The organism is Bradyrhizobium sp. USDA 3311 (assembly GCF_054062495.1).
On the sequence record NZ_JBSSFI010000001.1, the window covers coordinates 3,466,741 to 3,488,186 of the forward strand.

A 21,446-nucleotide genomic window follows, 5' to 3' on the forward strand; every position below is an offset into this window, starting at 1 on the left:
GTATCTGGTGCGGTTTCTGGTACGGCGGTGTCACTGCAGGCACCGAGAACGAGGTAAGCTATTGATCACGGTGGTGGGCCCGGCAGGACTCGAACCTGCAACCAGATCGTTATGAGCGGCCGAAGATTGGTCAGATCCGTTGATCTCCTGCGGTTTTGTTCGGGTCCAAGTGCTTTCGTTGCGTTTCGTTGACGCCGGTTCTGGTACGAAGCGCTGGTGCGTGCTCCGAAACTTGCCTGAAGGCCCTAAGTCGGCGATTGGCAGCGTTTGGTGGTGCAAACCTTCGGACGAACTCGCAAGTTGCAGAATGGTCCGAGAGCGGACCAAATCGGCCATGATTGCTTTCACGATTGGCCTTTTGCGATCATCGCGGCACGGGTCTGGAGTCCGATCTAATCCGTCCATCCAGGCATGGGCCGGACAACGGCGCGCGCTTAATGGGCGCTTAATGCTTTTGCGCAACAGATAGATCACCAGCGCGGAATTAGTCCTAGTTACGAGTGCGAGCCGAGCTCCCGAGGAGGGGAATCGGATGGGACTGCTATTTGTCGGAGTGCTGGCAGGAGTCCTGATCGGCTTTGGCTGGTTCGCGCCGTCCCGGGGGTATTTCCTCGGGTGCGCGTCACGACCCTGTTTCGACAGGGGCGCTGTCGCCCAACCCGCGCAGCCAATGCCGACTGCGTTGGCGCCAGAGCCTGCGGTTGTCAGATCGAATTCCGCAACGCAGGCAAGGCCCGGCAAGACATCAACTCCGAAGAAACGCGGATCGACCGATCTTGCCAAAGCGGCGTCCCCGCGGACGAGGATCAGCGTCCCGGCACCGGAACGGACCGCGGAAATGTCGGATCGTGCTCTGGACAAGGCGAAGGTTGCGATCGCGACGCAGATGGGGGATCCGGAGACGGTCGAACTCAGCGACGTGAAGCGCGCAATGCGAAAGAACATGCTTGGACGCCGCGTGGATACGATTTGCGGGCGCGTGAAAGGAAGAAGCGCGTCAGGCGGCGAGACTGGAGAGCGGCCGTTTCTGTATCTCGTGAAGGAGGATGAAGCATACGTCGTCGACGGTAGGTCAGGGTCGGCGGCCTCAACGGCGTATCGAAATATCTGCAATTAGGGATGCGTCGACTGCGCCACCGCGCGGTACACGCCAAAATGATTTGAGCGGAAAGAATTTCCACCCAGGTGTCAAGTGATCCCGCAGTGGATGCGGCACTAACGGCGGCACTGCGCCGCTCTCGTGATGATGCATTCAGGATGAACGCAGCAGCACGGGAGACGCAATACGGAATGGGAATATAGCGGAAATTCGTTTCATCTCGAGGGCATCATGCACGACATAATCAACACGTCAAAGCGGCTCAATGAATCGCTTCACTTGCCGGTTCTGGTGATCATCGAGCCGCTCGTGTTGCCTCGTACATGCATTCTGCACGTCCTCAGGAGGGAGTTGGACGAATTTGAGATCCTTGACATGGCAACGGTCCAAGGCCTGGACTGCACGTCTGCCCGCGATGTTCGTCTGGTGATGCTGAGTATCGCGGACAAGCCCATCGGCGATCCCTCGGTTGAGGACGATCTCGCCTTCGTTGCGGAGTGTTGTCCCAACGCCGCCACTGTTGTCCTCTCAAATCATGACGACGAACCGACCGTGCAGGCCGCGATGCAGCGGGGCGTGCGCGGCTTTCTTTCCACCTCGCTACCGATCGAGATCGCCATAGCAGGCCTGCGCCTTGTTCTTGTCGGCGGCGCCTACAGGCCGTTGCCCGTGGCCGGGATGAACAGGATAACGGATTTCGAGCCACCGGATGCGCGCGGGCTTGTGCCCGCATATCTGATTAACGAGGGAGCCAGAGTGGCTATCGACAGGAGGAGCGTGACCGATCTCACGCCTCGTGAGCAACAGGTTCTGGCGGAACTGGAGCTCGGCCTGCCCAACAAGCTGATCGCCGCCAAATTGGGCCTCTCGGAAAGCACAGTCAAAATGCACATTCAGCATATCATGAGGAAATGTGCTGCGCACAATCGCACGGAAGCCGTCCTCCGCTGGCGCGGCCGGTTGCCCGCGCAGAGTCGCGATCACGACCCCGGTGCGGCTCTAATGCCGGAGACCTAAAGCATGATCCGGACCCGGAGGGCCGCGTTAACGCAAGGTGCGCAGCGGTTCTCCCTCGCGACAAACGCGGAACGCGTTTGCGTGGAGATCATGCTCCAACAACAACCTAAAGCGCGATGACGATTCATCCCAATCTCATCGCGCTTTAGTCCTCTCTGAATGCACCACGGAAGCTGTCGAGCAGGGGCCTGAGCGCGTAGAGAGCCACGGTGCCTCGCCCGGTCGTGATGAACACTTGAACCGGCATGCCGGGGACGATCTGGATGTCGTTTGCCGCGATCTGCCCATCGTCGATCCGGATCTTTGTCGCGTAGTATGGCTGGTCGGTACGCTTGTCGAGGAGCCGGTCTGCGGATATGTGCACGACGGTTCCCTTCAGGCGAGGCACGCGACGCTGATTGTACGGTACGAGGTGAACCTCGGCACTGAGGCCGGGATGAACCACATCGATGTCCTCGGGCCTCAGGCGCGCGGTTACGATGAGACGGTCTTGCCGGGGCACTAGGTCCATGAGCGGAGCACCTGCTCCGATGACACCGCCGGCTGTATGAACCCGCAGATCGGTTATCACGCCGTCCTCGGGCGCCTTGACCTCCGTTCGCGATAGCTGATCCCTGGCCGCAAGCAACCGCTCGCGGAGCTGGAATATCTGGTTCTGTGCTTCACGAAGCGACTGTGCGATCTCGTTCTGCCTCTCGCTCTCGAGCTTGAACAATGTGGCCTGCTGTTCGCTGATGACCTGCCCGGCGCGGGCAATCTGCGCGGCGATCTCGCCGCGGCGGCCCTCGACGTCGGCCAGCTCCCGCTGCAGGTTCAGAAGCCGCGGCCGCCGTTCGAGCCCCTTGTTGACGAGGGTCGCGACCATATCCAGTTCCTCCCGAACGATTTCGACCCGCTGCCCGGTGGCGGTTTCCTGAGCCTTGAGACCTTCGATCTCCTTCTCGACTTGATGCCTTCGTTCGCGAATGACCGCAAGCTGCGACTCGTGAACTTGCATGCGTGCCTGAAAAATGAACTGCTGCGCCGACACCGCAGCGGCGGCCACTCCGTTCTGCCTGCTGTCCTGTTCCAGCGCGTCCGGGATTGCGATCCTCTCGAATCTCTGCTGCTCGGCTTGAAGCCGTGCGGCACGAGCAGCTGCATCCCAAAATTGACCTTGGAGGCTTTGCATCTCCGAGCCGGCCCGGGTGTCGTCCAGCGCGATCAGCGTTTGGCCGCTGCGCACGATATCGCCATCCGAAACCAGGATCTTCCTGATGATACCGCCTTCCAGATGCTGGATCGTCTTGCGGCTCGATTCCGATTCCAGGACGCCAGACGCGATCGCGGCGCTTTCGAGAGGCGCGAGGCTCGCCCATGTACCAAGCCCCAGCATGAAGCAGAGCACCAGCAGATTGCCCGCGACGGTGATGCCGCGAAGCCTTCCGCGCGGAGAGGTCGGCGTGGGCGTCGAGCACCATGGAAATTCCAGAGGCTCGAAATCGTCGATTGCGGTCACCACGACGCCAAATCGCCGAGCGGGTGGGTGGGGCGCCGGCGCTCGCACGAGCTGGTCCCAGATCATGGGAAGTCTCGAGACGGCGGGAAGTTTCCAGATGGTGAGAGAGTTCCAAATCATGGCGCTATCTGTGAAGTAACCTGGGGTCGGCTCAGGTGCCGTTCAAAGATGTCCTCGCTGTCGCCGAACGCGGCGACCGCACCGTCCTCCATGATGGCAATCTTGTCCGTGGCGGCGAGAAGACCCATCCGGTGAGTGATGACGACAAGGATGACGCCTGCGAGCTTCATGCGCTCGATGGCATCCAGGAGCATTCGCTCGCCCCCGTAGTCGAGGCTGGCGTTGGGTTCGTCGAGAACGATGAGGCGTGGACTGCCGAAAAAGGCGCGGGCAAGACCGAGGCGCTGCCGATACCCGCGCGAGAAGGTTGCTTCACTCTGAACCACCGTGTCGTAACCCAGCGGCAAGCGCATGATCGCCCCATGGATACCGACGAGCTTGGCCGCTTCGATGACCTTCCGCCGATCGGCATCGTCAAGGCGTGCGATGATGTCGTTGATCGTGTCGCCGAGGAGGTTGATGTCCTGGGGGAGATATCCGAGGCGGTCGCCTTTTAGGCCCTCGCGAAACAGCGAGACGTCGGTATTGTCGAGGACGACACGGCCATGCGTTGGCATCGACAGCCCGGCGATCACCTGGCCGAGCAAGGACTTGCCTGACCCGGACGGACCGATGATGCCAAGGCATTCTCCGGGCATGAGGCTGAACGAGACGCCGTTCAGGAGCAGATGGTTGGTCCCCGCAAGCCTCACGTCAACATTGTCGACGACGAGGCCGCTTCGCGCCTGCAGCGGAGAAACCTCTGGGCTCTGCTGCCGGGCGACGGGGAATGCGGCGAGAAGTGCGCCGAGCCGCTGACAAGCGCTCACGGCCGTCACGAGCGATTTCCAGCCTGCGACCGCACTTTCGACCGGCGCGAGCGCCCGGCTGAACATCAGCGTGGAAGCAAAGATGATTGCCGGACTCTTCCCGTGATCGAGGACGAGCCATGCGGCAGCCCCCATGATCAGGACCTGCGACAGCGCGCGAACCGGCTTGGCGGCCAGTGAGACGATCTCGCCTCGCCGGAGTGCCACATCGTGCTCTCTGCGGGCGTGCTGCGCGTCACGGTGGATCATGCGCGCAGCGCTATCGAGCATTCCCATGGCGCGGATCATGTGGATGTTGCTCGCTGCAGTCTGGAGGCGGCCGCAGCTTCTGGATAGCGCGGCGCCGGATCTGAGCAGAACGTCTTCCGTGACCAGCTCTCCGGCAACCGTGAGCGCGAACAGGAAGGCGACGCAGCAGGCGCCCACCACGCCGAGCAGGGGATGGATCAGAACGAGGACAAGGAGGAACAAGGGCGCCCAGAGCGCGTCGAACAGCATCGGACATGCGCCGGATTCGACGAACTGGCGCAGCACGGTGAGATCCCGATATGCGCCCGATGCTTGCGTCCAATCGCTGCGAAGCGCCGATTCGAGGCCGGCCGAAATCACGCAGGGACGAAGGCGATCGTCGAGCCAGGCGCCGAGGCGTCCCAGGACGGCGCGCCGCAATGCATCAAAGACGCCGCCGACGAGCACCGTGATCGCGACAATGAGCGTGAGCAGGAGCAACGTCTCGCCGCTCCGGCTCGACAACACCCGGTCGTAGATCTGAAGAAGATAGATGGAGGGCGCAAACAGAAGCAGGTTGTAGCTGCAACTATATGCGAATACGAGACCCAGTGGTCCCACACAGGACCGGAGGGCTGCGTGCAGTGGCGTCCGGACCTGCGGCAGGATGGGCAACCGAATGGGCGGCATCAGCATGATCGTCACCGCCTGAAATCGAGGTCCGGTGCACTTGACCGATGGCCAACGTCGTCTGCCAACGGTATCGTATCGGCGGGGTATTGGCTCGAACTTCAGACCGGTGGCGGCGGCCACCGGTCCCTGCCAGTCGGACGAGCCGGTGGTCAGAAAGAAGTATCGAGATGGAAGCTCACTTCTCCGCCGAGCGCGGCGTTACCGTCTCCGCCATTGCCGCCGATGCCGGCCACGACCTCTTGGTGCTGGTCCACCGCGAGCTTGTTGATCTGGGTCGCATCCGTATTGGCGTATACCTTGGAGGTATCGTAACCGCTGTAGGATTTCTGGCTTCCGTTCGACTGGGCGTCTCCGCCATGGGCCTTCGAAAACAACGAGGCCTGCGCGTTGGCGCCGCCGGCATCCCAGTCTGCCGTCTGATTGACGTGATCGCCGGTGCTCACGTGCACGTCGGCACCTTCCGCCTTGTTGGTTGGATCGAAGTTGAGCGTCGGCTTGCTGATGATGGCTCCCTTGAAGGTGCCGTCGCCGCCATTTCCGACGTTCTGACCACCGGTGCTGATCGATTTGAATCCGATCGAGTCCGAGATGTTGATCGCTTTGGGCAACATTTGAGCCTCCTGCTTTCTGTTGGCTTTCGTGCATCATCCATCCCGATCAGGCGGACGCGCGCGGCAAGTCTGATCCGCCCAAGCGCGATGGCGATAGATGTCAAATCGGACACCATCCGGTCTGGTCGACCTACGTACGAAAGTATGACATTCGTCGCACAACATCGGAGCTCGAAACATCCGGGAGGGTCCGCAGGGCGAGCTTGCATGCGCAGAGTATCGACGCAACTCGCGATCGGGCTTGTGCGAGCGGCGCGATGTTTCGCTATCCCATCAGGTGAAGATCCGACAGAAGATGGGCGGAAAGATCGCCACCCAGCGCGAGATTGCCGTTGCCGCCGTCCCCGCCAAGCCCGGCGATCTGGACCGCACTCTGGTCGATGTGCACGTTGTTGACCTGATCGGCTAGGGCTGTCGAATGGGGACCCGCGATTGCGATATTGATGGGTGCATAGATCGCGACGCTGACATCGATCAGGCTGCCGACAAAATAGCCGTTGCCGCCATTGCCTGCGCCGTTCGAACCGGTCGCGATCGTGTCGGAGCCGCCCCACAAGCCATGGGAAAGAAGGCTTGCATGGCCGCCCGCCGCGGCGTTGCCGTTGCCGCCGTGTCCGCCAATGCCGGCGATCTGAACTATGGATTGATCCACGTAGGCGTCATTTGTCTGGACCGAATGAACGTTGGAGCCATAGCCCGCGACTGCGATGTTGATCGGGTCGTACAGTACGAAGGAAGTATGGACGAGCCCGCCGTAGAACGCGCCGTCGCCGCCATTGCCGGCCTGGCTTCCGCCCGTTTGAACGTCCCAGATGCTCCCTCCGTTGCTTGATCCCCAACTGGGGTCTAGCGTGATAACGCTGCCGCCGGCGGCCACATTGGCATTTCCGCCACTTCCGCCGACGCCCGCGATCTGAGTGGCCGATTGATCGATGTCGACCGTGTTCGATTGACTTGCATGCGCAGTGCCGCCCGAACCCGCCATCGCAATATTGATCGGATGATAGATCACCACGGGAGCGTCCACTATCGCACCCGAAAAATAACCGCTGCCCCCATTTCCGGCGCCGTTGTCGCCGCTCGCGATCACGCCGGCGCCCAACGACGTACTGACGCTCCCACCCGCTGCAATGTTGTCGTTGCCGCCATGGCCGCCGACGCCGGCCATCTGAAAAGCGGATTGATCGACATTCAAATTGTTGGATTGGTTGGCTAGAGCGACCGAGCCGTATCCCAGGCTCACGGAGATGTTGATCGGTTCATAGACCAACAGGGACGCGTGAATGATCCCTCCGTAAAAGTGGCCATCCCCGCCGTTCCCGGCCGTGTTCGCCCCACTCTCGACCGAAGCAATGCTCATCCCGGGATAGGATGCGCCGGCAGCAGGCTTCGTGGACGGAGCATCCAGACCCGCCGCAGCGTGGTCGCCGGCGTGGCCGCCCGTGTCGACCCCCGATGTGGGATGTTTGGATTGAACCGGGTCGGAGTCATTATGCTGGGTATTCGCGCTCGCGGGGTGCGCTCCAGGACCTGCAAACGGGCCGGGACGATGGACTAGGGCGCCACCGCCGACCGCGTCTGCCACGAACGGGGCACTCGGCGCAGGGCTCTGTTCGTCCTCGCCATCGTACCCATCGTGGTGAAGAGAGGCGTGATGCAGCCGGATTCCATCCGACATCCGCGAAAAATCCATCGTAGCCTCCCTCATCGCAATCGCTCCGCGCGATCAGACGGGTTCTGCACTCCGGACAGAATGTCATCCTGGGAAGGTCGAATGCCCAGTCGTCAGTTCGGATATGGCGCTTCGTCTGGCACCCGTAACATCGGCTACATCCGTTCGGGTGCGGTTACAGCCTTTGCTGGCGCGGAATTCGTAACTGCGCCAGGGAGGTGGAGAAAAACTAAAGAAGTGTTCTCCCATGCTCCAGATCAGGATCTATGACGCGCAGAAGAATGCGCGCGAGGAAATCTACCGGGGTTCCGGGTACTCGACCAAGCTATGCACGAGGTGGGGCGGCAAATTGAGACGAGCGGACCGATCTAACCTTAGGAAAAGTCCTAACTGTCGGGGGTAGTCGGTGTCGTGTGCACTGGGAGATCAAGACAAATCAACGCAGAGTCAGTTTTGGGATGGTCGCGCTCGGCCGTTACGGCGTGCTCTTCAAGTTGGCGACTTGCCCGAGCTTGGGACGCAAGGATAGGCGGACGATAGCGGTCACCCGCTACCAAGGCTCAGATTTTGCGCTCCAAACTACGATTTTGTACGATTTCTAACGCTAGGTGGTAGCGCCCCAACGTCGGCAGATCAGCATCTACAGCAACGACTGTTTGCTGGGCGTGCCTAAGCCGGTTTGCCGAAAATTGGCGGCGATGAGATGGGTGACCTTGGGCTCGGCCGCGGCGCCGAATTTGCGGATGGCGTCCTGAACGGCCCTGTCGGTATTGGTCACGCGCTGGTGTTGCCGCAAGTGCTCAAGCCAAGACGCGACCATAAACGTCTCCAGAAAGCGTCCGCTCTCGGCGGCGTCTTCGAAGACGTCCCAGGAATATGCGCCATCACGCCTTCGTTGTTGCTCCAAGTCTCTGATGGAGACGAGGAAGGCTTCGCGGCGCTCCGCGGAGATGCGGTACTCGACCGTAATCAGGACTGGCCCGCGGTCAGCGTCTGCCTCGATTGCCAAGACAGGTGAGGGCCAGTGCATCGAGGGCGCAAGATCGATGCCTGCACCGGTTTGAAGCTTCCAGCGCCAGGTCAACGCGATTCCTGCGACGGCGCCCGCAGCGGCTAGGAAGTGCGCCGTAGGCAAGCCGAGTCCAGAGGCAATTTGACCCCAGAGCGCGCTGCCAGCGGTCATCGCGCCGAAGAACACGGTGACGAAGATCGCCAACCCCCGGCCGCGCACCCAGTCCGGCAGTGAGACCTGAACTGAGACATTGACCGTCGCAAGGACGCCGATCCATGAGATACCGGCGATCAGGCACGCCGCAAGTCCGATCTCCGCGTGACGCGCGATGCCCAGGAGGATCAGACTAAGCGCCGTGCCGGCGGTGCCGGCCGCAACGAGCCCGTTGGGCCCGAAGGTTGTCTTCATCCAGGGCAGTATGAACGCACCGATGACGGCACCCACGCCGATCGCTCCGAGCAAGATGCCGTAGAGTGCTGGACCGCCCGCGATCTGATTGCGCGCCACGAGGGGGAGCAGTGCCCAATAGGCGCTCGCGAAGAAGAAGAACGCCGCCGCCCTGACGAGTGTCGCACGAAGCTTCGGATTGAATCGCGCATGGCGGAAGCCGATCACCATGGCGCCAGCGAGACGTTCCGGTGGAAGCGCGCTGCCTTGCGAAGACGCCGGGCGCCACCACAGGAGCGCTCCGATCACGGCGAAATTGCTCAGAGCATTGATCCAGAAGGGGGCCGCGATGCCGAACCCGCCGATGACGGCGCCACCCAGCGCCGGCCCGATGGCTCTGCTGATGTTGACGCCTACGCCGTTGCCGGCCACGGCCGCGGCCAGGTCTTGCCTCGGGACAAGCTGAGGGACAACCGACTGCCATGCGGGCGCGGTGAACGCAGCGCCGGCGCCGAGCAGAAACGTGAACAGCAGAAGGATGGGCGGAGTGACGAGGTTAAGCCCGACGAGCACCGCACTTGCTGCCGCGATGATTGTAAGGACGATTTCACAACCAATCAGAAAACGGCGTTTGTCGACAGTATCCGCCAGCGCGCCAGCCGGCAGCGCGAACAGGAACATCGGAAGGCTGCTCGCGACCTGAACCAGGGAGACGGTGAGGGGATTGGCATCGAGGCTGGTCATCAGCCATCCGGACGCAGCGTTGTACATCCAGGTGCCGACGTTGGCGACGACGGTTGCAATCCAGACAACCGTGAACGTGGTGTGCCGAAACGCGATCCACGGGGAAGTGTCGGGCACCGTCGACGATGGATCCGGCTTTTCGTTGGATAGGGGCATTGATTCACTCAAACCATCGAACCCGCGCAAGGCTGGCGGTGTCGGATCAAAATGCTCGAGAATCCGAGCGTCGCGTCAGTCGTTCGTCGGTTTCAACACGGTGGTGTAGTTCGCCGGTAGCCACTCGAACCGGCCATCGACCGAGCGGATATGTCCGATTCCAGGAAAGGCGATGTGAGCCGCCGCGATCCACGTCGACGTCCGCGCGGCCCGAGCGAAGGCTGCCGTGCGTTCCAGTTCCGCCGACAGCGGATTGCTGTCGTAAGTCACGGTCACGGCGGGATCGGGAAACTGGATCGGCGCAACATGGACGAGATCGCCCCAGACAAGCAATGTTTGCCCTCCGCTCGAGACCTCGTACGAGGTGTGTCCTGGGGTGTGCCCGGGAGTAGGAATTGCACGAATCCCCGGCGAAAGCTCCTGACCTTCCGAGAAGGGCTTCAGCCGGCCGGATTCCCTGTAGGGCTTCAACGAGGCGCGATCGCCTTCGAACATCGGCTTGAGGAATTTGGGAGCTTCACTCTCGTTCTTGGCGTCGAGCCAGTAGTCGAGGTCCTTCTGGTTGACCCTTATGGTTGCATTGGCAAACGCAGGCTTTCCTTCTGGAGCGATGCCGCCGACGTGATCGGCATGCAAGTGCGTGAGATAGATCTCGTCGATCTGCTCCGGTCTGTATCCGGACGCGCGCAGATTTTCGAGAAGGTGCCCGCAACATGCGCCATAGAGGCTGCCGGCGCCGCTGTCGATCAGAATGAGCCTGTCTCCCGTGTTGACCAAGAAGGCATTGATCGAGCCTTCCACGGGAGCTGCGAGATCGGAGGCGGCGAGCACGGCATCCCCTCTACCGGGATGGCTTTCCGCGAGCTTCACGGCTTTCCGGTCTCCGCCCGGCATCGTCTCGTTCCTGGTCATCACGTCGTGGACTGGAAACGGATGGGTCCCGTCGAGCAAGGCCGTTATCTCCATGCGCCCGAGCATGATGCGATAGAAGCCCGGCGCCTGGGTGCGTACCTGGGGAGCGCCGGCATGCACCTGGCCGTGAGACAGCAGGGATACGAATGTCAACATCGCGACGGTGCGGATCGGCTTCATCCTTGTCTCCTCATCGCCAGGTGTCCCGGTTCAGTCGACGGCATGACATGGTGCGGTTGAGGATTTCATCCGTTCCAGCCCTTCAGAAAATCGAGAAGAAGCTTGTTGACCGCTTCCGGTTGTTCTTCCTGCGGAAGATGGCCGCAACGTTCGATCGGGGCGACCGAGAGGGTTTCCGCCATCTCGCTCCAGACCGCCTTCATGTCGAAGAGACGGCCGACGGCGCCGAAGTCTTCACCCCAAAGGGACAGCACGGGACACCGGATCTTCTGCTCCGCGTCCTCGAGATCCTGCGCGATGTCTTCTGCGCTGGCGCGATAGTCGGACATCGCGCCCCGTACGGCGCCAGGCGCGCTGTAGGACTTCACGTAGGTCTCGAACGCCTCGCCGGAGATCGTCATCGGGTCGTGGCACCAGTCGGAAAAGAAGTGACGAAGCCAGATGTCCTCGCGTCCCGCGATCAGTGCCTCCGGCAGGTCGGGGATCTGGTGGAACATGAAGAACCAGTATTCGCGGGCGACTTTCGCAGTCATCTCGCGCGCGACGATGCGGGTTGGAACGTTATCCATGACGACGAGGCGATCGACCAGATCCGGGTGGTCCTTGACCAGGCGGGTCGCGACCCGCGCGCCGCGATCGTGTCCGATCAGTGCCACGCGCCCCACGCCGAGTGTCTTCAAGAGCTCGACGATGTCGTTGGCCATCGTCCTCTTGTCGTAGCCGTTCGGCGGTTTGTCGGTCTCGCCGTATCCGCGCAGGTCCGGCGCGATTACCCGGTAGTGGGGGGCAAGCGCCGGTATCTGGAAACGCCAGGCGAAGCTGGTCTCCGGGAAGCCGTGCAACAGCACGATCGGAGGACCGGCCCCAGCCTCCAGATAGAACTGGCGGATGCCGTTTGCTCGGCAGGTTGCGCGACGAATGGTGGTCACCGATGTCATGCCCGGAGTAAGAGGTTTCCGGGCACGATCCTTGGTCAAGTCGGAGGGGACTGATTGCAGGTTGTCACGGCGTTTTGCACGATTGCGTCGCTGTAGTTGCGGAAACGGTCGGTTGGGGCACCGAATTTTACCCTGGCGGCGGTTCCAAGATCGGGAAAAAGTCCAAGACGCGCGGCGATGTTCGGGATTGCATGTTCGTAACGACCAGCAACGCAAGGGAGAACGAGGATCCGCGAGGTGGACATGGTACCCCGAACGGACGGCTTCGGGATCGAGGATCAGGCAGCAACTGCGTGAACGCACGGGGACTTCATCACGTCACAGCAATCATCGGCGACGTGCGGCGCGCCGGCGGCTTCTACGCGGGTGTGCTGTCGCTCAATCGGGTCAAGAAGACCGTCTGCTATGACGACCCCGGCAGTTACCACGTCTACTACGGCGACGACGTCGGAAATCCGGGCACCGTAATGAGCACGCTGGCCTGGAATTGCGTGACGCCGGGGCTGACCGGCGCCGGCGAGGTGGTGCAGACCGCCTTCCGCGTCGCAGGGGATTCACTCGACGGGTGGGCCGATCGGCTCGCTTCTGCGGGTGTGCCCTATCGATCGGAGGTGTCGCCCTTCGGCGAGCGTACGCTCTGTTTCTCGGATCCCGATGGTACGGCCCTCTCGCTGATCGAGACATGGGAGGGACGATCGGGGCAGGCGGACCCAAACTCCAAGGCCGATCTCGCGCTGCGCGGCCTTCATGGCGTCACGCTGAATGTCCGCGAGGAGGATGAGACCATCGACATCCTCCAGAAGGTTTTCGATTTCCAGCTGGTCTCTCAGAGAAACGGCGCCATGCGCTTCGTGGCTCATGACGGTCCGGGCGGGACGATCACCTTGCGCATGATCGGAAAGTCATCGCGGGGGCGCCTCGGCGGCGGCACCATCCGGCACGTCGCCTTCCGCGCGAGCAATCTCGACGATCGATCGGAGATGGTCGAGAAACTCCAGTCGGTGTACGGCATCGTGGTGAGCGATCCCATCGAGCGGACCTACCTGAACGCGGTCGGCTTCCGCGCCCCCTGCGGCGTGCTTTTCGAGATCGCGACCGACGGCCCGGGTTTTGCGGTCGACGAGGCGCCGGAGCAGCTCGGCCAGCAACTTCAGCTTCCCGCCTTTCTCGAAGAGCGTCGCGCCGAACTGGCGGCGATCCTGCCTCCGCTCGCTTGAACTGCCTGTCGACCATCGCGAGCCCGACCTTCCATGAAATCGGTCAGTCGCGGGCACATGAAGTCAAGGAATGCTCTCACGCGAAAGGGCAGCCGCGGTCCACCGTGATAAAGCGCATGAATTTGTTCCTCGTCACCTGCCGTGCCCTTGAGAACCTCGACCAGGCGGCCAGCCGATATGTCGTCGCGGACGTGATAGTCGGCGAGCCTTGCAAGGCCGATGCCCACGATTGCCATTCGCCGCAGGCTTTGAGCGTTGTTTGCGAGCAGCGAGCCGCTGATTGCCCGGTCGGCAATTCGCCCGCTCTCCTTCAGAGGCCAGACCGGGGCAGAGCGCCGGAAATTGAATCCCAGGCAGTTGTGACGTGAAAGGTCCTGAACCCTTTTTGGCTCACCTAGCCGATTTATGTAGTCTGGAGATGCGACGATCCTTCTTTTGACGACCCCGATGCGTCGGGCAACCATCGCGGAGGCTTGCAACGGCCCGACCCGGAAGGCGACATCGGTCCGGTCGAGGTACATGTCGACGATTTCGTCGGAGAGCGAGATGTCGACCACGATCTCAGGGTGTGCTTGCCAAAAGGCGGGGAGCAGAGGCTCGAGGCCGAGAATGCCGAAGGACACCGTGGTGTTGACCCGGATCGTCCCGCCGGCCGCCGCTGCACCCCGAGAAATGCCGCGTTCGATGCCATCGAGTTCGGCCAGCAGTGCAACACTCTTGTCGTGGTACATCCGACCCTCTGACGTCAGCGACAGCCGCCGCGTCGAACGCTCGAACAGTCTGACGCCGAGCCGCGCCTCGATCCTTCCGATGAGCTTGCTGACGGTTGACGGTGTCATCAACAGTCGACGGGCTGCCTCGGAATAGCTCTGGGCTTCCACCACACGGAGGAAGACCTGCATTTCCCCGATGCGATTATCCATCGTGTATCCATCTATGAAACCGTTTCACAGATAAAGTGGAATTGGAGCGGATTATCAAGTCCGCCAAATGTCACCTATGCTGGGTCATCGTTTCGTTTTGCGATCGATTTTCCTGCTGACACGCCACTGTCGGATCGGTGACTTGAACGAGGACGACTATCGCTCTAAGAGGAAAATCGGTGCGGCGGACGTGATCTGCAGGTGGTCCTTCGGACTCATGATGGCGGCATATCCAATGATGGATAGCTTTGAATACCCCGATGATGGAAGAGTCTGATAGTACGACCGGCGGCTTCTACGGTCGTCGCCTCAGCCAGCACCTGGGAATGGAGGGTGACTGCCTGCTGCGCATCAAGCGCGAAGGGCAGTTGGCACTGGCGATGACCCGGCTGACCTGCTCTCAATTCGTTCGGGAGCGGACCGCGGTCATTCCTTCCGAACCGGCCTTCAGCATCCTGCAACAGCTCGGTGACCTCGATCGGCATTCCTGTTGGCTCGCTGGACGACCGAGATATTCGGGAGCTTTCGGTGCGGGGACCGTGAGCGTCATCAATCTGATGGACAACCCTCAATGTGAGTTCAAAGGCCCGTTCGATGCCGTTCAATACTACGTGCCCCAGACGGCCCTCGACGAGTTTGCCCGTGAGCACGGGGCCAAACCGATCTCGACGCTCAAATGGAGCAGGGATCAGCGTGACCCCTTCCTGTCGACCCTGTCCAGCGTTCTGCTCAGTGCGGTGGAGCAGGATCCGACGAGCAATCAGCTCTTCGTCGATCAGATCGGGTTGAGTGTTCTGGCCCATTTCGCCCAAACCTATGGCGGAATGCGCCCACAAGGAAAAGCTGCGGGTGGAGGCCTTGCCCCCTGGCAGGAGCGTCGCGCCAAGGAAATCATGCGAGCGCGTCTCGCCAGCAATCTGACGATTGCCGACGTCGCCGCCGAATGCAAGTTGACGCCAAGCCACTTCGCCAGATCGTTCCGGCGCAGCACGGGCGTTGCCCCGCACGAATTCCTGTCCCAGCTTCGCATCGACGAGGCGAAGCGCCTCATGCAGAGCACCAAGCTTCCGCTCGCCGACATTGCACTGATCTGCGGCTTTGGCGACCAGAGCTACTTCACCCGGGTGTTTTCCCGCAACGTGGGGGCCAGCCCCGGAGCATGGCGAAGGGCCCGCTCCGAGGGCTGACGCAAGCAGGATCCTGTCTCAAGCGGGTCGGATCATGTCGCGGGCGTAGGCCAGGCCGATCCCGTATCCTCCGGCATGAGATTCGACGATGGCGCGTGCGCCATCGTAGGTTTCATGCCTCGTCCAATCGCGCTGCATCTCGAGCAGAACCTGGATCCAGGATGTGAGGCGGGCGCCTGCGGCCTGCATCCGGCCGAGAGCCAGTTCGTGACTCGCAGTCGTCAATCCTCCGCAGGCGTCGCCGACGACGTAGACTTCCAAGCCGGCTGACAGTGCAGAAAGCACCGCGAACGTCACGCATGCCTCGGTCAGCAGACCCGAAACGATCAGGCGGCTTCGACCGGTGGCCAGAACGGCCGCGCGCGCCTTGTCGTCTTCCCACATGTTCATGCTGCGCCGGTCGATCGGCTCGACGCCTGGAAGCGCCGCCTTGACCGCCGGCATCAGCGGCCCGCTGTACACTTTCGTCGCCGAGGTGGAGGCGACGACCGGCAGGCCGAACACGGTCGCGGTCTTCGCGAGCGCGACCACGCTGTTCATGAGAACCTGCCGGTCGATCGACCCCACTCCGAAAGCCAGGCCGGCCTGTTGGTCGATCAAAAGCAGGGCGCAGTCCCTGGGCTCGAGCAGATGAAGCGGATTCGGGGCCATCGACTTTCTCCGGTTAGGCCTTCAGGAACGCGAGGAGGTCTGCGTTGACCTGGTCGGCATGCGTCGTCGCCGTTGCGTGCGGAGCGCCCGGATAAATCTTCAGCTTGGCGCCCTTGATCATCTCGGCGGCCAGCTTGCCCGTGTAGGGGAACGGCACGACCTGATCGTCCTCGCCGTGAATCACCAGGGTGGGCACGTCGATTTTGGCCATGTCGGGCCGGAAGTCGGTTTCCGAGAACGCGGTCACGCAATCGATGGTCGCCTTGACCGACGCCTGAAGCGCGATCTGAAGGGTCTGCTTGAAGACGCCTTGCGACACCTTCGTGCCGTGGTTGGTGCCGTAGAAGAGGGGGCTGAAGTCGTCGAGGAATTGCGCACGGTCCTTCACCAGGCCGGCCTTGATGCCGTCGAACACCGACTTGTCGACACCGTCATGGTCCGCGGTCTTGACGAAGAGGGGCGTCACGGCGCTGAGCAGGACGAATTTGGCGACCCGCGACGTGCCGTGCCGCGCCACGTAGCGCGCGATGTCTCCGCCGCCCATGGAGAATCCGACCAGCGTCACATCCTTCAGGTTGAGATGATTAACGATGTCAGCGATGTCGTCGGCGAAGGTGTCGTAGTCGTAGCCCGTCCAGGGCTGGCTCGACCGGCCGAAGCCCCTGCGGTCGAACGCCACCGTTCGATAACCGCGCTCGGCGAAGAAAAGCATCTGCGCGTCCCACATGTCCGCGCTAAGCGGCCAGCCATGGCTGAACAGGATCGGCTTTCCGCTTCCCCAGTCCTTGTAATAAAGCTCGGTGCCGTCCCGCAATTCAAGCAAGGCCATCGTTCGCTCCTGTGACGAATTGATGAAAACCGAACGGCATTCTGCAAGGCGGTTCGGTCCTCCTGCCCGCAAGTTTGCGGATAGGGCGCGGATTGGCTTGCACGATCTGCGCGTCGTTTGGACATGCTGGCGATCTCCGACCGGCGCTGCGGACATGCGCCCGGCAATTCGCCGCACGTGAATGATCATCGCGCCGAAATCCAAGCCGCGACGAAATCGTCCAAGCGTTGGCCGGCGTTCAGGGTTCACGATACAGCCGCCCATCCATCCCCTTTCGCTCGATCGCTCATGCCGATCGCAAGGAGAACTTCTCGATGTCGAAACTCGATATGCTCACCCCCGACAACAGCGCGATCGCTCTGATCGACTACCAGCCGGCCATGTTCCAGGGCGTTCAATCGCATGACCGCCTCGTCACGGTTAACAACGTCCAGATCCTGGCAAAGGCCGCCAAGCTCTTCAAAATTCCGACCGTGCTGACCACGGTGGCGCGGGATTCCTTCTCCGGCCCCTTCATGCCGGAAGTCGCCTCGCTGTTTCCGGAGCACGACATCATCGACCGCACGTCGATGAATTCCTGGCTCGACGCGAACTTCCGCAAGGCGGTGGCTGCCACCGGTCGCAAGAAATTCGTGCTGGCCGGTCTCTGGACCGAGGCCTGCGTGATCTTTCCGACCCTGGACATGCTCAAGGAAGGTTACGAGATCTACATTGCCGCCGACGCTTGCGGCGATCTCTCGCTCGAAGCCCACAACCGCGCCATGGAGCGCGCCATCCAGGCAGGAGCGGTTCCCATCACCTCGTCGCAATACGCCTACGAGCTTCAGCAGGACTGGGCGCGCAGCGAGACCTACGAAGGAATGATGGACATCCAGCGCGCGCATTCGCCCTACGGAATCCAGATCCGCTTCTCGAAATGGGCACTCGGCGAACATGCCTCCGAAGGGGGCGCGAAAGCCGGCTGAACCTCCTCCAATTGCGGATCGCCGTGATGAAGATCTATCTGTTGTCCCTTGGCGCCGGCCTGTTGGTCGGCGTCATCTACAGCCTTCTCAACGTGCGCTCGCCCGCGCCGCCGCTGGTCGCGCTGGTCGGGCTTCTTGGCATCCTCGCCGGTGAGCAGATCGTTCCCGTGGCCCGGCAGCTGTTGTCCGGGCACGGGCTGGCGTCGGCGTGGCAGCAAGCCAAGTGCGCCCCACACATGTTCGGCATGCTGCCCGGTCGTCAAAACGACCAATCGAAAAATGCCGCCTCGGTGGACGGCCAGGAGAAACATTCATGAGCTCCGCACCCGATATCATCCTGCATCGTGGTCTGTTCACGACGCTCGATCGCTCGAACCCGGCGGCTTCGGCGGTCGCGATCGCCGATGGCCGCTTCGTCGCGGTCGGGCACGATCATGACGTGATGAAGCTGGCGGGGCCGTCCACGAAGATCGTCGATCTCAGGGGACGGCGCGTGTTGCCGGGCCTGATCGACAACCACCTTCACATCATCCGCGGCGGTCTGAACTTCAACATGGAGCTGCGCTGGGACGGGGTACGCTCGCTCGCCACTGCGATGGATATGCTGAAGCGGCAGGTCGCCGTCACGCCACCGCCGCAGTGGGTCAGAGTGGTCGGCGGATTCACCGAACACCAATTCGCGGAGAAGCGGCTTCCGACGATCGACGAGCTCAACGCCGTCGCGCCCGACACGCCGGTCTTCCTGCTGCATCTCTACGATCGGGCCATCCTGAACGGCGCGGCGCTGCGGGCCGTCGGTTATGCGAAGGACACGCCCGAACCGCCGGGCGGCGAGATCATGCGCGATACCAAGGGCAATCCGACGGGTTTGCTGCTGGCCAAGCCCAACGCCAACATCCTCTACGCGACCCTTGCCAAGGGCCCGAAACTTCCGTTCGATTATCAGGTCAATTCGACGCGTCATTTCATGCGCGAACTGAACCGGCTCGGCGTCACCGGTGCGATCGACGCCGGCGGAGGATTCCAGAACTATCCCGACGACTACGCCGTCATCCAGAAGCTGAGCGACGAAGGCCTCCTGACGATACGACTCGCCTACAACCTTTTCACCCAGAAGCCCAAGGGCGAGAAGGCAGACTTCCTCAACTGGACGAAAACCTCGAAGTACAAGCAGGGTGACGACTATTTCCGGCACAACGGTGCCGGCGAGATGCTGGTGTTCTCGGCGGCCGACTTCGAGGATTTTCGGGTCGCCCGTCCGGACATGCCTGCGGAGATGGAAGGCGAGCTCGAGGAGGTCGTTCGGGTCCTCGTTCAGAACAAATGGCCGTGGCGTCTCCATGCCACCTACGACGAGACGATCTCACGGGCGCTGGACGTGTTCGAGCGGGTCAATCAGGACATGCCCCTGGAAGGGCTGCACTGGTTCTTCGATCACGCCGAGACGATCTCGGACCAGTCGATCGATCGCATCGCGGCGCTCGGCGGCGGCATCGCCGTGCAGCACCGGATGGCCTATCAGGGCGAATACTTCGTGGAACGGTACGGAGCGGGAGCCGCCGAGGCGACGCCGCCGGTCAAGAAGATCATCGACAAGGGCGTCAAGGTGTCGGCCGGTACGGACGCGACCCGCGTTGCGTCCTACAACCCGTGGGTCTCTCTGTCCTGGCTCGTCACCGGCCGGACCGTCGGCGGGTTGCGCATCACGCCCCAGCGCAATTGTCTGGATCGCGAGACGGCGCTGCGGATGTGGACCGAAAACGTGACGTGGTTCTCGAACGAAGAGGGTAACAAGGGTCGGATCCAGGTCGGCCAGCTCGCCGACCTCGTCGTCCCGGACCGCGACTACTTCTCGTGCAGCGAGGCCGAGATCGCCGATACGACTTCGCTGCTGACCATGGTCGGAGGCAGGATCGTCTATGGCGCGGGAGACTTCTCCAAGCTGGAGAGCGTCACACCGCCGCCCGCCATGCCGGACTGGTCGCCGGTCCGCCGCTTTGGCGGGTACGCGGCCTGGGCCGACGACACGGCAAAGACGAAGGATACCAGCCTCGCGATGAAGGCCATGCAGATGTGCGGCTGCGCCAATTCCTGCGGCGTCCACGGACACGACCATGCGGCGGCCTGGTCGAGCCGGTTGCCGGTCTCCGACCTCCGAAGCTTCTGGGGCGCGCTGGGGTGCGCCTGCTGGGCGGTCTGACATGCCTGCCGCAGCCACACCGAACCGGATCTCCGTGATCCTGCGCTGGCCGCTTCTGTGGCATGCGGCCAGGCTGGCCCTGGTATCGGCCTATCTGCTCGGCGGCTTCACCAAACTGCTCGACCTCGCGGGTGCCGCGGCCGAGCAGGAGCACTTCGGCCTTTATCCGGGATGGCTGTGGGCGTCAGCCGCCATCTTGGTCGAACTCTTCGGGTCTCTGCTCGTCGTCATCAACCGCTGGGTTTGGCTTGGCGCCGGCGGCCTCGGCGTCCTCACGTTCGTGGCGATGCTGACCGCGAACGCGTTCTGGACCATTGGTGGCCATGAGAGATTCATGGCCACGAATGCCTTCTTCGAGCATCTCGGCTTGATTGCGGGCCTTGTCATCGTATCGATTCTGTCCAATGAGACTTCGCATCACCCGGACCGGGCGCCGCGATCTCAATCCGTCCAAGGAGTTTCCTGATGAAATCAACACGGATGTTCGCTGTCGTGGCGTTGGCGGCGGCTGTCGCGGTGAGCTCGCCGGTCGTCGCCAGGGAAGCAACGAAGTCGAAGGAGCAGGCTGTTGCCGTTGCCCCGCAATACGACACAACGCACGTCTACGTCGCGCCTGAGGACGTGGACAAGTTCGTATCCAGTTTTCTGGCCACGTTTGGCGGCAAGAGCACCAAGCAGGTGGTGGCAACCGTAACGCCCACGCCGAGCAGCACCACGTCGCAACTGTTGCAGACGCCTGTCGGCACCGTCTCGCTGTTCGGCTTCAAGACGCCCATCCCTTATCCTTTCGGGGCCGAACGTAACGGCTACCTCGTCGGCGACATGGACGAGGCGATCAAGGCGGCCCGCGCTGCGGGGGCTGACGTGATCGTCTCCACCTTCCCGGATCCCATCGGGCGCGATGCCGTGGTCCAGTGGCCCGGCGGCGTCAACCTCCAGCTCTACTGGCATACGACGAAACCCGACTACGCTCCCTTCGAGCGGATTCCGGAGAATCGCGTATACGTCTCGCCCGACAGGGCCGCCGCCTTCACCCGGAGTTTTCTTGCCTTCTCCCGCGGCAAGGTCGTCTCGGACGACGCGAAGGCGCCCGGCGTCGAGATCGGAAGACCCGATTTGACCTACCGGCGCATCCGGATCGAGTCCCCATTCGGGAAGATGGTCGTGTTGGTCACCGACGGTCATCTGCCCTATCCCTACGGTCGGGAGACGACGGGTTATGAAGTCGCTGACCTCGCAGCCACCCTCGGCAAGGCGAAGGACGCCGGCGCCACGGTGCTGGTCGAATCCTACACGTCGAGCAGCCGGTCTGCTGCGTTCGTCATGTTCCCCGGCGGGTACGTCGCCGAGATCCACTCCCTTGGCCCGAAGAGTGCATCGCGGGCGGACGCCAAATGA

At 62.2% G+C, this 21,446-nt stretch carries 19 protein-coding genes; 9 read left to right on the forward strand and 10 right to left on the reverse strand.

Going from position 1 to position 21,446, the window contains the following annotated elements; all coding sequences use genetic code 11:
• Positions 1 to 532 precede the first annotated feature (532 nt).
• Both ACVWW6_RS16460 and ACVWW6_RS16465 read left to right on the forward strand, forming a co-directional pair.
• Positions 533 to 1,117 (forward strand): hypothetical protein, encoded by a 585-nt coding sequence (locus ACVWW6_RS16460; RefSeq protein ID WP_456681048.1) that lies wholly within the window; start codon positions 533 to 535, stop codon positions 1,115 to 1,117.
• A gap of 213 nt (positions 1,118 to 1,330) precedes the next feature.
• On the forward strand, positions 1,331 to 2,116 hold the full coding sequence (locus tag ACVWW6_RS16465; protein ID WP_456681049.1) for a LuxR C-terminal-related transcriptional regulator: 786 nt from the start codon (positions 1,331 to 1,333) through the stop codon (positions 2,114 to 2,116).
• 145 nt (positions 2,117 to 2,261) lie between these two features.
• Here ACVWW6_RS16465 and ACVWW6_RS16470 read toward each other — a convergent pair whose 3' ends face one another.
• From ACVWW6_RS16470 to ACVWW6_RS16500, 7 genes are all read right to left on the reverse strand, one after another.
• On the reverse strand, positions 2,262 to 3,680 hold the full coding sequence (locus tag ACVWW6_RS16470) for an HlyD family type I secretion periplasmic adaptor subunit (protein WP_231166645.1): 1,419 nt from the start codon (positions 3,678 to 3,680) through the stop codon (positions 2,262 to 2,264).
• Between the two features lie 50 nt (positions 3,681 to 3,730).
• Positions 3,731 to 5,467, reverse strand: coding sequence for a type I secretion system permease/ATPase (locus tag ACVWW6_RS16475; protein ID WP_456683162.1), 1,737 nt, complete (start codon positions 5,465 to 5,467; stop codon positions 3,731 to 3,733).
• A 146-nt stretch (positions 5,468 to 5,613) separates the two neighbouring features.
• A complete protein-coding gene (locus tag ACVWW6_RS16480) occupies positions 5,614 to 6,075 on the reverse strand; it encodes a hypothetical protein (protein ID WP_011089707.1) in 462 nt (153 codons plus the stop codon).
• Positions 6,076 to 6,340: 265 nt separating this feature from the next.
• Entirely contained in the window at positions 6,341 to 7,768 is a 1,428-nt protein-coding gene (locus ACVWW6_RS16485) for a hypothetical protein (protein WP_028174169.1), read from the reverse strand.
• A 619-nt stretch (positions 7,769 to 8,387) separates the two neighbouring features.
• On the reverse strand, positions 8,388 to 10,046 hold the full coding sequence (locus tag ACVWW6_RS16490; protein WP_456681050.1) for an MFS transporter: 1,659 nt from the start codon (positions 10,044 to 10,046) through the stop codon (positions 8,388 to 8,390).
• A 75-nt stretch (positions 10,047 to 10,121) separates the two neighbouring features.
• Positions 10,122 to 11,138, reverse strand: a complete 1,017-nt coding sequence (locus tag ACVWW6_RS16495) for an MBL fold metallo-hydrolase (protein WP_161533504.1) — start codon at positions 11,136 to 11,138, stop codon at positions 10,122 to 10,124.
• A gap of 65 nt (positions 11,139 to 11,203) precedes the next feature.
• A complete protein-coding gene (locus tag ACVWW6_RS16500) occupies positions 11,204 to 12,379 on the reverse strand; it encodes an alpha/beta fold hydrolase (protein WP_271553858.1) in 1,176 nt (391 codons plus the stop codon).
• Here ACVWW6_RS16500 and ACVWW6_RS16505 point away from each other — a divergent pair.
• A complete protein-coding gene (locus ACVWW6_RS16505) occupies positions 12,370 to 13,293 on the forward strand; it encodes a ring-cleaving dioxygenase (protein ID WP_038965611.1) in 924 nt (307 codons plus the stop codon). The two genes, ACVWW6_RS16500 and ACVWW6_RS16505, sit on opposite strands and share 10 nt — an antisense overlap.
• Here ACVWW6_RS16505 and ACVWW6_RS16510 read toward each other — a convergent pair.
• The gene (locus ACVWW6_RS16510) at positions 13,227 to 14,216 is read right to left on the reverse strand and encodes a LysR substrate-binding domain-containing protein (protein ID WP_456681051.1); all 990 of its coding nucleotides are present in this window, start codon (positions 14,214 to 14,216) and stop codon (positions 13,227 to 13,229) included. The genes ACVWW6_RS16505 and ACVWW6_RS16510 overlap by 67 nt on opposite strands.
• A 260-nt stretch (positions 14,217 to 14,476) precedes the next feature.
• Between ACVWW6_RS16510 and ACVWW6_RS16515 the strand changes: the two genes are divergently transcribed.
• Complete coding sequence (locus ACVWW6_RS16515; protein WP_028174176.1) at positions 14,477 to 15,403, forward strand: helix-turn-helix domain-containing protein; 927 nt, start codon at positions 14,477 to 14,479, stop codon at positions 15,401 to 15,403.
• 18 nt (positions 15,404 to 15,421) lie between these two features.
• On the opposite strand, the gene ACVWW6_RS16520 is transcribed toward ACVWW6_RS16515, so the two are convergent.
• Together ACVWW6_RS16520 and ACVWW6_RS16525 are read right to left on the reverse strand one after the other, a co-directional pair.
• Entirely contained in the window at positions 15,422 to 16,054 is a 633-nt protein-coding gene (locus tag ACVWW6_RS16520; protein WP_028174177.1) for a hydrolase, read from the reverse strand.
• A gap of 13 nt (positions 16,055 to 16,067) precedes the next feature.
• Entirely contained in the window at positions 16,068 to 16,883 is an 816-nt protein-coding gene (locus ACVWW6_RS16525) for an alpha/beta fold hydrolase (RefSeq protein ID WP_038965612.1), read from the reverse strand.
• Between the two features lie 314 nt (positions 16,884 to 17,197).
• On the opposite strand from ACVWW6_RS16525, the gene ACVWW6_RS16530 reads away from it, so the two are divergent.
• The 5 genes from ACVWW6_RS16530 to ACVWW6_RS16550 are packed head-to-tail and all read left to right on the forward strand — an operon-like array spanning position 17,198 to position 21,446.
• Positions 17,198 to 17,848, forward strand: coding sequence for a hydrolase (locus tag ACVWW6_RS16530; protein WP_011089697.1), 651 nt, complete (start codon positions 17,198 to 17,200; stop codon positions 17,846 to 17,848).
• A gap of 26 nt (positions 17,849 to 17,874) precedes the next feature.
• Positions 17,875 to 18,165 carry a XapX domain-containing protein gene (locus ACVWW6_RS16535; RefSeq protein WP_038965613.1) on the forward strand — a complete coding sequence of 97 codons (291 nt, stop codon included), beginning with the start codon at positions 17,875 to 17,877 and terminating at the stop codon, positions 18,163 to 18,165.
• Positions 18,162 to 20,048 carry an amidohydrolase gene (locus tag ACVWW6_RS16540; RefSeq protein WP_028174180.1) on the forward strand — a complete coding sequence of 629 codons (1,887 nt, stop codon included), beginning with the start codon at positions 18,162 to 18,164 and terminating at the stop codon, positions 20,046 to 20,048. Before ACVWW6_RS16535 ends, ACVWW6_RS16540 begins: the two co-directional genes overlap by 4 nt.
• 1 nt (position 20,049) lies before the next feature.
• Positions 20,050 to 20,514, forward strand: coding sequence for a DoxX family protein (locus ACVWW6_RS16545; RefSeq protein WP_456681052.1), 465 nt, complete (start codon positions 20,050 to 20,052; stop codon positions 20,512 to 20,514).
• Positions 20,514 to 21,446 carry a hypothetical protein gene (locus ACVWW6_RS16550; protein WP_028174182.1) on the forward strand — a complete coding sequence of 311 codons (933 nt, stop codon included), beginning with the start codon at positions 20,514 to 20,516 and terminating at the stop codon, positions 21,444 to 21,446. Before ACVWW6_RS16545 ends, ACVWW6_RS16550 begins: the two co-directional genes overlap by 1 nt.

What these genes read in the sequence shown, in the direction of transcription:
- ACVWW6_RS16530 (WP_011089697.1), top strand. Translation starts at nt 17,198, where the DNA reads ATGTCGAAACTCGATATGCTCACCCCCGACAACAGCGCGATCGCTCTG.
- ACVWW6_RS16475 (WP_456683162.1), bottom strand. Translation starts at nt 5,467, where the DNA reads ATGCTGATGCCGCCCATTCGGTTGCCCATCCTGCCGCAGGTCCGGACG.
- ACVWW6_RS16535 (WP_038965613.1), top strand. Translation starts at nt 17,875, where the DNA reads ATGAAGATCTATCTGTTGTCCCTTGGCGCCGGCCTGTTGGTCGGCGTC.
- ACVWW6_RS16540 (WP_028174180.1), top strand. Translation starts at nt 18,162, where the DNA reads ATGAGCTCCGCACCCGATATCATCCTGCATCGTGGTCTGTTCACGACG.
- ACVWW6_RS16550 (WP_028174182.1), top strand. Translation starts at nt 20,514, where the DNA reads ATGAAATCAACACGGATGTTCGCTGTCGTGGCGTTGGCGGCGGCTGTC.
- ACVWW6_RS16495 (WP_161533504.1), bottom strand. Translation starts at nt 11,138, where the DNA reads ATGAAGCCGATCCGCACCGTCGCGATGTTGACATTCGTATCCCTGCTG.
- ACVWW6_RS16515 (WP_028174176.1), top strand. Translation starts at nt 14,477, where the DNA reads ATGATGGAAGAGTCTGATAGTACGACCGGCGGCTTCTACGGTCGTCGC.
- ACVWW6_RS16490 (WP_456681050.1), bottom strand. Translation starts at nt 10,046, where the DNA reads ATGCCCCTATCCAACGAAAAGCCGGATCCATCGTCGACGGTGCCCGAC.
- ACVWW6_RS16545 (WP_456681052.1), top strand. Translation starts at nt 20,050, where the DNA reads ATGCCTGCCGCAGCCACACCGAACCGGATCTCCGTGATCCTGCGCTGG.
- ACVWW6_RS16470 (WP_231166645.1), bottom strand. Translation starts at nt 3,680, where the DNA reads ATGATCTGGGACCAGCTCGTGCGAGCGCCGGCGCCCCACCCACCCGCT.
- ACVWW6_RS16465 (WP_456681049.1), top strand. Translation starts at nt 1,331, where the DNA reads ATGCACGACATAATCAACACGTCAAAGCGGCTCAATGAATCGCTTCAC.
- ACVWW6_RS16525 (WP_038965612.1), bottom strand. Translation starts at nt 16,883, where the DNA reads ATGGCCTTGCTTGAATTGCGGGACGGCACCGAGCTTTATTACAAGGAC.
- ACVWW6_RS16520 (WP_028174177.1), bottom strand. Translation starts at nt 16,054, where the DNA reads ATGGCCCCGAATCCGCTTCATCTGCTCGAGCCCAGGGACTGCGCCCTG.
- ACVWW6_RS16460 (WP_456681048.1), top strand. Translation starts at nt 533, where the DNA reads ATGGGACTGCTATTTGTCGGAGTGCTGGCAGGAGTCCTGATCGGCTTT.
- ACVWW6_RS16485 (WP_028174169.1), bottom strand. Translation starts at nt 7,768, where the DNA reads ATGGATTTTTCGCGGATGTCGGATGGAATCCGGCTGCATCACGCCTCT.
- ACVWW6_RS16510 (WP_456681051.1), bottom strand. Translation starts at nt 14,216, where the DNA reads ATGGATAATCGCATCGGGGAAATGCAGGTCTTCCTCCGTGTGGTGGAA.
- ACVWW6_RS16480 (WP_011089707.1), bottom strand. Translation starts at nt 6,075, where the DNA reads ATGTTGCCCAAAGCGATCAACATCTCGGACTCGATCGGATTCAAATCG.